Origin of the sequence: Streptomyces sp. NPDC041068, assembly GCF_040647455.1 — a bacterium.
Taxonomy (GTDB): Bacteria; Actinomycetota; Actinomycetes; order Streptomycetales; family Streptomycetaceae; genus Streptomyces.
Map to the genome: position 1 here is coordinate 116355 of NZ_JBEZCG010000022.1, position 13013 is coordinate 129367.

The 13013-nt window shown below is 71.9% G+C and carries 13 protein-coding genes; 8 read left to right on the top strand and 5 right to left on the bottom strand.

All coding sequences use genetic code 11. From position 1 onward, the window contains the following. Nucleotides 1-76 precede the first annotated feature (76 nt). The 5 genes from AB0B50_RS38160 (at nt 77) to AB0B50_RS38180 (ending at nt 4432) form a co-directional block, all read left to right on the top strand. Nucleotides 77-1243 (top strand): FAD-dependent oxidoreductase, encoded by a 1167-nt coding sequence (locus tag AB0B50_RS38160; RefSeq protein WP_362340693.1) that lies wholly within the window; start codon nt 77-79, stop codon nt 1241-1243. Between the two features lie 87 nt (nt 1244-1330). Continuing rightward, nucleotides 1331-1696: an Rv2175c family DNA-binding protein gene (locus AB0B50_RS38165; protein WP_362340596.1), complete on the top strand. Its 366-nt coding sequence runs from the start codon at nt 1331-1333 to the stop codon at nt 1694-1696. A gap of 98 nt (nt 1697-1794) precedes the next feature. Beyond that, complete coding sequence (gene thiE / locus AB0B50_RS38170; protein ID WP_362340598.1) at nt 1795-2442, top strand: thiamine phosphate synthase; 648 nt, start codon at nt 1795-1797, stop codon at nt 2440-2442. A 141-nt stretch (nt 2443-2583) separates the two neighbouring features. Continuing rightward, a complete protein-coding gene (metF, locus tag AB0B50_RS38175; RefSeq protein WP_362340600.1) occupies nt 2584-3501 on the top strand; it encodes a methylenetetrahydrofolate reductase [NAD(P)H] in 918 nt (305 codons plus the stop codon). A gap of 46 nt (nt 3502-3547) precedes the next feature. Beyond that, nucleotides 3548-4432: a hypothetical protein gene (locus tag AB0B50_RS38180; protein WP_362340602.1), complete on the top strand. Its 885-nt coding sequence runs from the start codon at nt 3548-3550 to the stop codon at nt 4430-4432. Between the two features lie 61 nt (nt 4433-4493). Here AB0B50_RS38180 and AB0B50_RS38185 read toward each other — a convergent pair whose 3' ends face one another. The 5 genes from AB0B50_RS38185 to AB0B50_RS38205 all read right to left on the bottom strand — a co-directional run bounded on the left by AB0B50_RS38185 (nt 4494) and on the right by AB0B50_RS38205 (nt 10598). Beyond that, a complete protein-coding gene (locus AB0B50_RS38185; RefSeq protein WP_362340604.1) occupies nt 4494-6017 on the bottom strand; it encodes an NAD(P)/FAD-dependent oxidoreductase in 1524 nt (507 codons plus the stop codon). 60 nt (nt 6018-6077) lie between these two features. Then, nucleotides 6078-6692 carry a DUF4126 domain-containing protein gene (locus AB0B50_RS38190; protein WP_362340606.1) on the bottom strand — a complete coding sequence of 205 codons (615 nt, stop codon included), beginning with the start codon at nt 6690-6692 and terminating at the stop codon, nt 6078-6080. 375 nt (nt 6693-7067) lie between these two features. Further along, on the bottom strand, nt 7068-7688 hold the full coding sequence (locus AB0B50_RS38195) for a TetR/AcrR family transcriptional regulator (RefSeq protein ID WP_362340608.1): 621 nt from the start codon (nt 7686-7688) through the stop codon (nt 7068-7070). Between the two features lie 56 nt (nt 7689-7744). Then, the gene (locus AB0B50_RS38200; RefSeq protein WP_362340609.1) at nt 7745-9829 is read right to left on the bottom strand and encodes a YhgE/Pip domain-containing protein; all 2085 of its coding nucleotides are present in this window, start codon (nt 9827-9829) and stop codon (nt 7745-7747) included. Further along, a complete protein-coding gene (locus tag AB0B50_RS38205) occupies nt 9801-10598 on the bottom strand; it encodes an ATP-binding cassette domain-containing protein (RefSeq protein WP_362340611.1) in 798 nt (265 codons plus the stop codon). The genes AB0B50_RS38200 and AB0B50_RS38205 overlap by 29 nt, the downstream gene beginning before the upstream one ends. Nucleotides 10599-10769: 171 nt before the next feature. Here AB0B50_RS38205 and AB0B50_RS38210 point away from each other — a divergent pair, with 171 nt between their 5' ends. The 3 genes from AB0B50_RS38210 to AB0B50_RS38220 all read left to right on the top strand — a co-directional run bounded on the left by AB0B50_RS38210 (nt 10770) and on the right by AB0B50_RS38220 (nt 12943). Then, nucleotides 10770-11318 carry an SAV_6107 family HEPN domain-containing protein gene (locus AB0B50_RS38210; RefSeq protein ID WP_362340613.1) on the top strand — a complete coding sequence of 183 codons (549 nt, stop codon included), beginning with the start codon at nt 10770-10772 and terminating at the stop codon, nt 11316-11318. Nucleotides 11319-11426: 108 nt separating this feature from the next. After that, entirely contained in the window at nt 11427-12254 is an 828-nt protein-coding gene (locus AB0B50_RS38215; protein ID WP_362340615.1) for a methyltransferase, read from the top strand. Nucleotides 12255-12529: 275 nt separating this feature from the next. Beyond that, nucleotides 12530-12943: a DUF3040 domain-containing protein gene (locus AB0B50_RS38220; protein ID WP_362340617.1), complete on the top strand. Its 414-nt coding sequence runs from the start codon at nt 12530-12532 to the stop codon at nt 12941-12943. Nucleotides 12944-13013 lie beyond the last annotated feature (70 nt).

Genomic DNA, 13013 nt, shown 5'->3' on the forward strand with positions numbered 1-13013 from the left:
GCAGAGGCAGAGCGAACAGCGGCCGAACGGCCGGTACAAGCAGCCGGAGCGGCACGTCGTCATCGTCGGCGCGGGGATGGCCGGCGTGCAGACCGCCGTGGCCCTGCGCGAGCAGGGATTCACCGGCGCGGTCACCCTCATCGGGGCGGAGCCCCACCAGCCGTACGACAGGCCGCCGCTGTCCAAGGCGGTGCTGCTCGGCAAGGCGGAGGGTTCCGCCTTCGACATCGACTTCGAGGCGCTCGGCATCGAGCTGAGCCTGGGGCGCGAGGTCACCGGGGTGCGCCCGGCCGACCACGAACTGGACACCGGCGCGGGCCCGGTCGCGTACGACGTCCTGGTCCTCGCGACCGGCGCCGAACCGATCAGGCTGCCCGGTACCGAAGGAGTCCCCGGGGTCCACCTCCTGCGCACCCTGGACGACGCCGAGCGGCTGCGTCCCGTCCTCGCGGAGCAGCGCGACGTCGTGGTCGTCGGGGCGGGCTGGATCGGCGCGGAGTTCGCCACCGCCGCGCGCGAGGCGGGCTGTTCCGTCACCGTGGTCGAGGCCGCCGAACGACCGCTCGCCGGGGCTCTGCCCGCCGAGGTCGCGGCCCCCATGGCGAGTTGGTACGCGGACTCCGGAGCCGTCCTGCGCACCCACGCGCGCGTGGAGCGCGTCGAGCCGGGCACGGTGGTCCTGTCCGACGGGACCCGGCTGCCCGCGGGCGCCGTCGTCGTCGGCATCGGGGCGCGGCCCGCCACGGACTGGCTGGCCGGTTCCGACATCGAGCTCGGCACCCACAAGGAGGTCGTGACCGACGACCGTCTGCGCACGTCGGCGCCGGACGTGTACGCGGTCGGCGACTGCTCCTCCTTCCCTTCGGGAAGGTACGGCGAGCGCCTGCTCGTGCACCACTGGGACAACGCGGTCCAGGGCCCGCGCACGGTGGCGGCGAACATCATCGGCGAGACCCCGGCGCCGTACGACCCCGTGCCCTACTTCTGGTCGGAGCAGTTCGGCCGCTTCGTGCAGTACGCGGGACATCACGCGGCGGCCGACGAGCTGGTCTGGCGCGGCGACCCGGCGGGCATGGCCTGGTCGGTGTGCTGGCTGCGGGAGGGCGCCCTGGTGGCGGTCCTCGCGGTGGGCCGCCCCAGGGACCTGGCCCAGGGCCGCAAGCTCATCGAGGCGGGCACCCGCCTGGACGCGGCCAAGGTCGCGGACCCCTCGATCCCGCTGAAGAAGGCGGAGTACGCGTAAGAGGAGCGCGAAGGCGCAGCGCGGGCGCGGCAGGGGTGAGTGCCCGCGCCCCGGCCCGTGCGCCCGAGCGGCGATACGCTGGACCACGTGACCGAGATTGACGCAAAGACCGATGCTCTCGTCCCTGCCTGGCTCCACCTCCCCGACATCGCGGAAATGCTCGATGTCGAGGTGACGCGCGTGCGCCAGCTGGTTAAGGAGGGCCAGCTGATCGCCGTGCGCCGTGGTGAGAACCGCGCGCTTCAGGTGCCGGCCGCCTTCATCGACGGCGACAAGGTCGTCAAGGGCCTCGCAGGCACCCTGACGCTCCTGAAGGACGACGGTTTCTCCGACGAAGAGATGCTCGAGTGGCTCTTCACCCCCGACCCGACCCTGCCCGGCACCCCCGCGCAGGCACTGAGCGAGAATCGCGGCACGGAGGTGAAGCGCCGCGCCCAGGCGCTCGCCGTCTGAGCAGGCGCTTGGCCGTCTGACCTGAACACAATCGTCCGGCGCGGGGACCGCGTGACACCACGCGGTCCCCGCGCCACCGACAACGGGGGGACTTCTCCATGGCTGCCGACCACCGCGCTCAGCTCGCCGACGCCCGGCTCTATCTGTGCGTGGACGCCCGCAAGCGGCAGGGAGACCTTCCGGAGTTCCTCGACGCCGTCCTCGCGGGCGGTGTCGACATCGTGCAGCTGCGGGACAAGGGCATGGAGGCCGGCGAGGAGCTCGAGCACCTCCAGGTCTTCGCCGACGCCGCACGGCGGCACGGCAAGCTCCTCGCGGTGAACGACCGCGCGGACGTCGCGCACGCCATCGGGGCCGACGTGCTCCACCTCGGCCAGGGCGACCTGCCCGTCCCCGCGGCCCGCGCCGTCCTCGGCGAGGACGTGCTCATCGGCCGCTCCACGCACGCCGAGTCCGAGGCCGCCGCGGCCGCCGTCCAGGACGGCGTGGACTACTTCTGCACCGGGCCTTGCTGGCCCACGCCCACCAAGCCGGGCCGCCACGCCCCCGGCCTCGACCTGGTCCGCTACACCGCCTCGCTCGGCACGGACCGCCCCTGGTTCGCCATCGGCGGCATCGACGCGGGCAACCTCGACGAGGTGCTCGAAGCGGGCGCCCGCCGGGTCGTCGTCGTACGGGCGATCACGGAGGCCGACGACCCGGGTGCCGCGGCTGCGGAGTTCGCGAAGCGGCTCCGCACGGTCTGAGCGCCCCGCGGAGCGCGAGTATGCGTACGCGTGTCTGAGCAACAGCCCGGGAGTGTCCGATACGTGGACAACAAACCGGCAAACCGGCCAAATCTCCCAGGCCTGGTTGGGCGACCGCCGCAGCCTGGCTAACCTGCGGGTATGGCCCTAGGTACAGCTTCCACCAGGACTGACCGCGCACGCACCGTGCGCGACATGCTCGCGACCGGCAAGACGACGTACTCGTTCGAGTTCTCCGCGCCGAAGACTCCGAAGGGCGAGCGGAATCTGTGGAACGCGCTGCGCCGGGTCGAGGCGGTGGCCCCGGACTTCGTCTCCGTGACCTACGGAGCGGGCGGTTCGACCCGCACCGGCACGGTCAAGGAGACCCAGCAGATCGTCGCCGACACGACGCTCACGCCCGTCGCGCACCTGACCGCGGTCGACCACTCGGTGGCCGAACTGCGCAACATCATCGGGCAGTACGCCGACGCGGGCATCAGGAACATGCTCGCGGTCCGCGGCGACCCGCCCGGCGACCCGCTCGGCGACTGGATCGCGCACCCCGAGGGCCTCACCTACGCCGCCGAACTGGTGGAGCTCATCAAGGAGTCCGGCGACTTCTGCGTGGGCGTCGCCGCCTTCCCCGCGATGCACCCCCGGTCGCCCGACTGGGACTCCGACACCCGGCACTTCATCGACAAGTGCAGGGCCGGCGCGGACTACGCGATCACGCAGATGTTCTTCGACCCCGAGGAGTACCTGCGGCTGCGCGACCGCGTCGAGGCGGCGGGCTGCGAGACGCCGATCATCCCCGAGATGATGCCGGTCACCAACGTCCGTCAGCTCGACCGGCTGCCCCAGCTCAGCAACGCCGTGTTCCCGGCCGCGCTGAAAGAGCGGATCCTCTCGGTCAAAGACGATCCCGCCGCTGTACGCTCCATTGGCATCGAGTTCGCGACGGAGTTCTGCGCGCGGCTGCTGGCCGAAGGTGTGCCGGGGCTGCACTTCATCACGCTCAACAACTCCACGGCGACGCTGGAAATCTACGAGAATCTCGGCCTGCACCAGCAGGCCTGAACGGCGCTACCCCCACGGGCGGCAGCCGTAGGGGAGAGGGGCGTACATGGGCTGGACGGTCCTCTATGTCGCGTTTGGCTTCGTCGCGTTGTGGCTGCTCGGCGAGGTCCTGCTGCAGTACAAGGCCCGGCTGCGCTGGCGCCTGCTGGCCTTCGCGGGCTTCCTGGGCGTCGTCCTCGGGGTGCTGATCCCCTCGGTGTGGGTCATCGGGGCGGGCGCCGTCGCCTTCGCCGTCGGCCAGACGTACGTGACGCTGTCGTTCCGCCGGGGCTTCTCCACCGGCTGGGCGCTCGGCGGGCAGCCGGGGTTGAGCAAGCGCCGCAGGGCGTCGCGGCGGGACGCCGCCACGCAGGAACCGACGCTGCAGGTCTCCGACCTGGAGTACGAGCAGGTCTCCGATCTGGAGTACGGGCAGGTCCCGCCGCCGCCCGCCCACGACCCCGGGATCTACGAACCCGAGCCGATGCCCGACGACACTGGGCAGTACGGCGTCTACAACGACTCGGCGTACGCCCCGCCGACCGCGGGCGACGCCTACCGGAACGACGCCTACCAGAGCGACGGGTACGGCTACGACGCCGCGGCCTACACCGATTACGACCAGCAGAACTACGGTTACGACGAGACCGGGCAGCAGCAGTACGCCGCCTACTCCGACCCGTACATCGGCACCCAGACCTACGGCGCCCGGCAGAGCTACGACAGCTACGGCGACCAGCAGAGCTACGCCCCGTACGGCGGCGACACCTACGGCGGGCTCGGCGAGACGTACAACGAGACGCCGCCCGGCGGCGTCTGGGTGCCGCAGCAGCGCACCACCGACGAGCCGTACAGCGGTGAACTGCCGCCGGAGCAGCCGTATCCGTACCAGGGCGGGAACGCCGGGGGGTACGACGGCTCGGGGCACAACGAGCAGCAGTACCGGTACTGATAGCAGCAGTACCGGTACTGATACCGGTACTGCTACCGGAGCGCCGCTACCGGCGCTCCGGTCACTGGGAGCCGCGGAACTCCGGCCCCTCGACGATCAGGCCCGCCACCAGCGTGCCCGACATGCCCGCGTGGGGGAGGCCGCCTCCGGGGTGCGCCCAGCCGCCGACCGCGAAAAGCCCCGGCAGCCGGGTGTCGTTGGACGGGTGCAGCAGCCTGCCGTCGGCCGCGGCGAGCGCCGGCGCGGGGACCGCTCCGCCGTCGGCACCGGTGGCCTCGGCGATGTCGGCCGGGGTGCGGACCTCGTGCCACAGGAGGCGGCTTCGGAGGTCGGGGATCGCGGCTTCGGCGTGCTTGATCATGGCCTCGGCCTGTACGGCGAAGGCATCCCGTGAGGCCCGGTCAGGGGCGTCGTGGTACGCGGGGATCGTAGCTGTCAGAGTCACCGCCTCATGTGCGTCGTCCGGCACTGATGCGGGGTCGTCCGGCCGCGTCACCGTGATGGTGGGGTGTGCCGTCATGGCGAAGTCACCGCCGAACAGGCAGTCCAGTTCCTCCGCGCGGTCAGCGGCGTGCACCACGGTCCGGTGCGGGGCGCCGCCGGGGCGCGCGCCGGACAGGGCGAGCAACACCGTCAGCCGACTGGGCATCCCGGAGCGCGCGGGGACGTCACCCTTCGCCCGTATGTCCACCCCGGGGAGCATCCTGTCCAGGGCGGTGGGCGGGACACCGGCGACCACGAAGTCCGCCTCCGCCGTGGTGCCGTCCGCGAGCTCCACGCCCGCGGCCCGGCCGTCCTTCTCGACGATCCGGGTCACCGCGGCGTCGAAGACGAACTCCACCCGCCGGGCCAGGCACCGCTCGTACACCGCTCGGGCCAGCGCGCGCATGCCGCCGCGCACCGCCCAGACGCCGAAGGTCTGCTCCATGTACGGCAGGACGGCCGCGCTCGCCGGGGTTGCGCGGGGATCCAGGCCGTGCGCGAGCGCGAACTGCTCCAGGAGCGCGACCAGGCGCGGGTCGCCGCCGAGTTCGAGTGCGCCGACCTCACCGAGAGTGGCCGCGCGGCGCTCACGGCGCAGCAGGCGCTTGTGCGGCACCGAGGGGTAGGGCTCGCGGGCGGCGAGCACCTCCCAGTTCGGCCAGAGGGGCTCTTCCAGGAGGGGACGGCGGGTGCGGTCCCAGGCCTCCCGGGCGCGGTTCATGAACGCCGACCAGCGCGCGCCCGCGCCGGCTCCGAGGGCGGCGTCCAGGGCCTCGCCCACACCCGCACGCGAGGCGTTCGGCAGGTCGGCCGTGGTGCCGTCCGAGAAGACGTGGCGCACGGCGGGCTCCACCTGGGAGAGCTCGACGCACTTCTCCAGGGGCTCCTTGCCCGTCTTGACGAACAGGTCGCGGTAGACCGCGGGGAGCTGGAGCAGCCCCGGGCCGGTGTCGAAGGAGAAGCCGTCCCGCTCGACGCGGCCCAGCGCGCCGCCGTACGTCGCGCCGCGTTCGTACACCACCACCCGGTGGCCCGCGACGGCCAGCCGGGCGGCGGCCGTCATCGCGCCCATCCCGGCGCCGATCACCACAATCCGTGCCATGCCAGGGACTTTATCGGCCGCCACTGACAGTCACGACGGAGCCCCGGTCCACCCCGGATCTCAGGGCGGCGGCGCCCCTGTGCGGCCCGCGAGCTGCTTCTCCTCGCGCCGCTGCGCCCTGCGCCGAAGGAACCGCCGGATCCGCGAGACCAGGAAGAACAGCAGGAACAGGCCGAGCAGCAGGAGCACGGCCGCGATGATCGCCGCCGCCTCGGGATAGAACATCGCGAAGGTGATGATCCCGCCGACCCCGAGATCCTCGGCCGTGCTCATCACGAAGTTGCTGAACGGCTCGGGCGAGGTGTTGACCGCCATCCGCGTCCCGGCCTTCACCGCATGGCTGGCCAGCGCGGTCGACCCGCCCACCGCGCCCGCGGCCAGATCCGAGAGGGATCCGCTCTGCCCCGCGAGCAGCGCGCCCACCACGGCACCGGACACCGGCCGGATCACGGTGTGCACCGTGTCCCAGACCGAGTCGACGTACGGGATCTTGTCGGCGACGGCTTCACAGGCGAAGAGCACACCGGCGGCGATCAGGACGTCGGGCCGCTGGAGGGACTCCGGGACCTCGTCGCTGATCCCGGTCGCACCGAAGACGCCGAGCAGCAGGACAACGGCGTACGCGTTGATCCCGCTCGCCCAGCCGCTGGTGAACACCAGGGGGAGTACGGACACGGACGCGATCGTAACCAGTCGGGGGCGAGGCGGCCTGGGGATGAGTGCGTACGTCTGAGTATCCGTACCTAGTGAGTGAGATGAGTACGCGCGCGGATGGGGCCCCACCTGCGGAGACGGAAGAGTGAGGGGCACGGAGAAGGGCGCGGCACCGGTACCGCCGACACGGGGCGGCGGAACGGTGCAGCGCCCTTGACCGCTCCTTCCGCCGCGAGGCGGAAGTGAGGCAACGGGGGTGACTCGGGGGGACGACCACTCGGGGGTCGAACGGGGGTTACGGGGGACACGAAGAAAGCGCCGGTCCGGTGCCGCCTGGTGACAGGGGTACCGGACCGGCGCCGTTGTGTCCCGGTGCGTTCGCGTCCCGGTGCGTCTCTACGCGCGCGTGCCGCTGACCCGGCCCTGGAGCAGCCGCGACAGGGCCGCGTGCACGTCGTCGAGGGAGCGCTCCGGCTGGAAGGCCTGCCAGTCGAGGGCGGCCACCAGCACCATCCCGACGAGCGCGGCGGCCGTCAGCGGGATGTCGATCTCCTCGCTGAGTTCGCCGTTCTCGACGCCCGCCCGCAGGACGTCCTCGACCACCGCGACGGCCTGCTGCCTGACGACCAGGAGGGTGGACTGCCAGGCCCGGTTGGTCCGCCACAGCTCGGCGACGTACAGCTGGGTGAAAGCCGGGTACCGGTGGATGAAGACGAGGCCCGCCCTGATCATCGCGTCCAGGGCGTCGACCTTGCTGCCGCCGCCGCGGCCCACTGCCTCGGCCGCCTCCTTCAGGGAGGCGGTGAGCAGGCCGACGCCGTGCCGCAGCAGCTCTTCGAAGAGGACCGATTTGCTCGCGAAGTTGTAGTAAACGGTGCCCTTCGCGACCCCGGCCCGTTCGGCGATCTCGTCGACCGTCGTGGCGGAGAACCCCTGTTCCGCGATGAGGGTGACGGCGGCCTCGTAGAGCTTCTGCCGGGTGGCCTCGCGCCGGGTGCTGCCTGCACTGCTGTCCATGGCCTTGATTCTCACAGGTCTCGCCGTGCCTTCAGGACCCGCGGCCGCCGGGGCGCTCACAGGCTCAGCTCCGGGTGCAGCCGGTCCAGGGTCCACACCTGCTTGCGGCGCGCGGAGAGCGCGGTCAGCGCGAGGGCGCCCAGGGTGAAGGCCGCGAGGACCGCGCACGCCTGCCAGACGGGGCCGAGTCCACCGCCCGTGATGAGCCTCCGGAGTGCGTCGACGACGTAACTCATCGGCAGGAAGGGGTGGATCCAGTTGAAGAAGCCGGGGCTCGTCTGTACGGGGTACGTGCCGCCCGCCGAGGTCAGCTGCAGCATCAGCACGGCGAGGACGAGGATCCGCCCGGCCGCTCCGAAGCGGGCGTTGAGCCACTGCACGATCGCCGCGAAGCACGCCGTCACCAGGCACAGGAAGCCGGCCGTCCCCGCGGCCCGCGCCATCTGGAGGCCGAGCCCCCAGTGCAGGACCGAGAGCAGGGCCGCGGTCTGGAGCACGCCGAGAGCGGCCACCGGGAGCCATCCCGCGAACGCGATCCGCCAGGCGGAGGCACCCGCGGCGAGCGCACGCCGGTTGAGCGGCTGGATCAGCATGTACGCCACCATCGCGCCGACCCACAGGGACAGCGGGATGAAGTACGGCGCGAAGCCGGTGCCGTAGTTGGGCGCCTTGTGCAGCGACTGGGAGGCGAGCTGCACGGGGTCGGCCATGACTCCGGTGCGCTCGTCGCGGTCCTTCTTGTCGTAGTCGGGGATCTTCTTGACGCCGTCGTGCAGCCCGCCGGACAGCTCCGCGGAGCCGTCGGCCAGCTTGAACATGCCGCCCTTGAGGTCGCTCGCGCCCGTCTCCAGCTTGCCGACGCCGGTGTCCAGGTCGGTCGCGCCGGTCTTGGCGGTGCCGAGGCCCGTGTGCAGCTTCTTGGCGCCCGCCGCGACCTTGCCCGCGCCCTTGTTGAGGTCGTTGATCTGCGTGACCGCCGTCTCCAGATCCTCGTCGAGGTGCGGGGCGCGGTCGGCGAGCGCCTGCGACTTCTTCTGCAGCGCGGCCAGGTTCCTGTCGAGCTTCTTGACGTCGCCGTCCTGGTCCTTGATCAGGGTGTTCAGGTCGTCCGCGATGGTGGACACGTTCGCGGACGCCTCCTTCGCGTCCTTGAGCTTCGGGCAGAAGGGGGCGGCCACCGGGGCCTGTTCGCACTGCTCCGTGTACAGCCCGCTGATGACCTTGTGGCCGTCCTTGGCACCCTTGGCGGCCCCGGGTGCGAGCCTGACCCAGTCGGCCAGGTTGCGGCGCATCGCCTTGGAGGAGTCGGCGACGAGCTGGGCGGTGTCCCCGATGGTCTTGCCGTTGTCCTTGAAGAAGGGCCGCACCTGGTCCGCCGTGCCGTTGACCTTGCCGGCCAGCTTCCGCGTGCCCTCCGCGACCTTCTTCGAGCCGTCCTCCAGGTCGCCCGCGCCCTTGTGGAGCTTCTTGATGCCACCGGCCAGGTCGCCGCTGCCGGCCTTGGCGTCCTTCAGGCCGTTGGCGAGGTCCTTGGAGCCCTTCTTCGCTTTGCCGATGCCGTCGTCGAGCTTGTCGGCTCCGTCGGCGGCCTTCTTCGTCGCGCCGTGGATGTCCGAGAACGAGATGAAGATCTTGTCGAGGAAGGAGCGCGACGCCTTCGTGGACGCGGCGGTGCGCACCTCGGAGAAGACCGTCCGCGAGATCTGCCCGACGATGTAGTTGTTGGCGTCGTTCGTACGGACCTGCAGGGCACCCGTCTCCGGGGAGTCACCCGAACTCGACGCGATGCGCTTGCTGAAGTCCGAGGGCATCGACAGCGACAGGTAGTACGTCCCGTCCTCGACACCCTTGCGGGCCTCGGCCTCGCTCACCTCGTGCCAGTCGAAGGTCTCGCTGTCGCGCAGCTTCTCGACGATGTTGTCGCCCGCCGTGAGCTTCTTGCCCCCGGCGGTGGCCCCCTTGTCGTCGTTGACGAGCGCCACGGGGATGCGGTCCAGGCGGCCGTACGGATCCCAGAAGGAGCACAGGTACAGCGCGCCGTACAGCAGGGGCAGCAGCAGGAGGGCGACGAGCGCCGCGCGCGGCAGCTTCCCCCTGCCGAAGCGCCTGAGCTCAAGCGCGGCCAGCTTCGGCGAGCGCATCCGCCGTCTCCTTGTCGTCGTCGGTGCCTTCGGGGGTGCCCTTTTCGTCTTCCGTGACGTCCTTGGCGCCGGTGCGCACCACGACCGCGCCCTCGGGCGCTTCGCTGCACACCGCCACGACGGTCGTGCCGCGGTCGGCGAGGGACTTCAACAGCCCCCAGGCCTCGGCCCGTTCGGCGTCGGAGAGCTTCAGGTCGGTGTCGTCCACGCCGAGCACGCGCGGCCGGCCGATCAGGGCGAGGGCCACGGAGAGCCGCAGGGCCTCAAGGCGCTCCAGGTCGCGCACGGAGGTGCGCCGTCCCTTGGGCAGCGTCTCCATGTCGAGCCCGGCGGCGGCCAGCGCGGTGTCGATGCGCAGCCGCGTCTCGTTCATCCGCTCGGCGCGCGGCCGCAGGAGCCCGCGCAGCGACCCGCCGAACCGCCGCTCCAGGAGCGCCCGTTCGTGCAGGTGCTCGGCGACGGTCAGGGCCGGGTCGAGGTCGGTGACGCCGGGCACGGGACCGAGCCCGCTGATCCGGCGCACCGAGGCCAGCTGCTTGGGCAGCCCGAAGCGGCCCACGGACGCCTGGCCCTCGGTGGCGCGCATCCGTCCCGTGAGCGCGAGCAGCAGGCAGGTGCGGCCCGATCCGGAGGGGCCTTCCAGCGCGATCAGCGACCCGGGCCCGGCCTGGATGCCGATGCCGCGGAACGCCCAGCCCCGCGGCCCCTTGAGCCCGAAGTTCTCGGCGGTGACGGCGGCTCCACGCACGCCGTCGGTCGGACCGTCCACAGTCCCCCCTGACCCCTCTTTTGAACTGACTGGTCAGTGCAAAAGTAAGCCCGAACCCTCGGTCGAGGCAAAAGCCCAGGTCAGAGCTTGGTCAAGGCCGATTGTCAGTGGCGTACTCCACGATGGGCGCATACGGCCACTGCGCCGTCACACGACGACAGGAGGTTCGTCATGGCCAGCACTTCCGCAGCAGCCGCACACCGGCCCCGCGCCGTCGGCCCTGCCCCCTCACTGACCGGCCCGGCGAGCGATGTCCACCCCGTCCTGCGCCGCGCCACGGCACCGCCGGCCGCCCTCGAACTGCTCGCCCAGGCCCGTGCCGGAATCGACGAGGCCACTCGTCTCGACGCCCCGAACGAGCGCTATGCCACCGCCCACCTCGCCGCCCTGCGCACCGCGGCCGCCGTCCTCGCCGCGCGCGGCCGCCCCGAGACGACACCGCGCCGCAGGCAGCGCATCCGCAGCGCCTGGGAAGTCCTGCCCGAGATAGCCCCCGAACTGACCGAGTGGAGCGCCCTGTTCGCCTCCGGCGCCGCCCGCCGTGCCCGCGCCGAGGCGGGCATCCAGGGCGCCGCCACCGTCCGCGACGCCGACGACCTGCTCCGTGACGTGGCGATGTTCCTGCGCATCGTCGAGCGGATGCTGGTCCTCCAGCCCGTGCTGCCCCAGCCGAGGCAGGAGTCGCAGGACCCGGGCCGGGAGTCGCCGGACGCGGGCTGACCGGCGCGTCCTTGCCGAAAGACGCCGGGAGAGGCATGGCCGGGGCACTGCGCGGCAGGCAATAAGGTGGGGGGTATTCGAACCCCACGCGCCGAGGAGTCAACTGCCGTGTCGGACCCGATGCGCCCGCCCGCCTCCCACCACCGCCCTCAAGCGGCGTCGCTGCGCTCCGACACCCCTCGTCCGCGCGCTTCCCTCCGTACCGCCGTGGTCTGGGACGTCCTGGAGGACGCCCTGGACCGCCGCGTCAAGGCCACGGGCAGGGAGTCACTCGACGTACTCGACACGGGAGGCGGCAGCGGCAACTTCGCGGTGCCGGTCGCCCGCCTCGGTCACCGCGTCACCGTCGTCGACCCCAGTCCGAACGCCCTCTTCGCGCTGGAGCGCCGGGCCGCCGAGGCCGGTGTCGCCGAGCGCGTGCACGGCGTCCAGGGCGATGTGCTCGGCCTCTTCGACGTCGTCGAGCGGGGCGGTTTCGACGCCGTCCTGTGCCACGGCGTACTGGAGTACGTGGACGACCCGGCCGAGGGCGTGCGCCTCGCCGTCGACGCGCTGCGCCCCTTTGGGATCCTCAGCCTGCTCGGCGCGGGCCTCGGCGGGGCCGTGCTCGCGCGGGCCCTCGCCGGGCACTTCAAGGAGGCCCAGGCGGCGCTCACCGACCCGGCGGGCCGCTGGGGCGAGGGCGACCCCGTGCCGCGGCGCTTCACCGCCGACCAGCTCACCGAGCTGGTCGAGGCCGCGGGCGTGAGCGTCGGCGCGGTGCACGGCGTGCGGGTCTTCGCCGACCTGGTCCCCGGCGTCCTCGTCGACACCGAGCCCGGCGCCCTGGAGGCACTCCTCAAGCTGGAGGCCGCCGCCGCCGAGCTGCCCTCGTTCCACTCCGTGGCCACCCAGCTGCACGTGCTCGGTGAGGCGCGAGGCACCGACGAGGCCTGAGGTGCGTGTGCGGCTGCCCCGCTGATCAGCGACGCAGCCGCACATGGAGTACGCCACAGGCCCCCCGAACGGGCTACGGGCGCCGTATGATCGAGGGACACCGTCCTGCATGACGGTTCGGCCGCTGGGGAATGCACGCTTCAGCGAGCCGGAGCGGCGTGAAGGTCCGGTTTGGCGAAGTTGGCGCAGAGGGGCGGGTTTCACGGGGGCGATTCCCTGCCTATCCTGAAGGGGACCCCCGGTCGCCCCGGCGACTGCACGATGAGGAGGACTCCGTGCCGCTCTCGGAGCACGAGCAGCGCATGCTCGAGCAAATGGAGCGAGCGCTGTACGCCGAAGATCCCAAGTTCGCGACAGCGCTTGAGGGAAGCGGGCTGCGTACGTACACCCGGAAGCGGGTCTACCAAGCGGTCGCGGGCTTCCTGGTGGGTATCGCCCTCCTCATGGCCGGAATGGTCGCCCAGCAGATCTGGATCAGCGTGGTGGGCTTCCTCGTCATGCTGGGCTGCGCGGTGCTGGCCGTCACCGGTTGGCGCAAGGCGCCGAAGCCGGGCGAACAGCCCTCGGGCGCGGCAGCCGCGCCGGGCGGGCAGGCGGCCCGTCGGCAGACACGGCAGCGCCGTTCCGTCATGGACCGCATCGAGCAGCGGTGGCAGCGCCGCCGCGACGAACAGCAGGGCGGTCAGTGAGCCAGACCGCTCGGCACTGACCGAACAGACTTCTTCATACATGTGTGAGGGGCGACCACCCACGGGGCGG

Coding starts and splice junctions, on each gene's coding strand:
- AB0B50_RS38160 (WP_362340693.1), top strand. CDS start 77: ATGGCCGGCGTGCAGACCGCCGTGGCCCTGCGCGAGCAGGGATTCACC.
- thiE (WP_362340598.1), top strand. CDS start 1,795: ATGGCTGCCGACCACCGCGCTCAGCTCGCCGACGCCCGGCTCTATCTG.
- metF (WP_362340600.1), top strand. CDS start 2,584: ATGGCCCTAGGTACAGCTTCCACCAGGACTGACCGCGCACGCACCGTG.
- AB0B50_RS38180 (WP_362340602.1), top strand. CDS start 3,548: ATGGGCTGGACGGTCCTCTATGTCGCGTTTGGCTTCGTCGCGTTGTGG.
- AB0B50_RS38185 (WP_362340604.1), bottom strand. CDS start 6,017: ATGGCACGGATTGTGGTGATCGGCGCCGGGATGGGCGCGATGACGGCC.
- AB0B50_RS38195 (WP_362340608.1), bottom strand. CDS start 7,688: ATGGACAGCAGTGCAGGCAGCACCCGGCGCGAGGCCACCCGGCAGAAG.
- AB0B50_RS38200 (WP_362340609.1), bottom strand. CDS start 9,829: ATGCGCTCGCCGAAGCTGGCCGCGCTTGAGCTCAGGCGCTTCGGCAGG.
- AB0B50_RS38210 (WP_362340613.1), top strand. CDS start 10,770: ATGGCCAGCACTTCCGCAGCAGCCGCACACCGGCCCCGCGCCGTCGGC.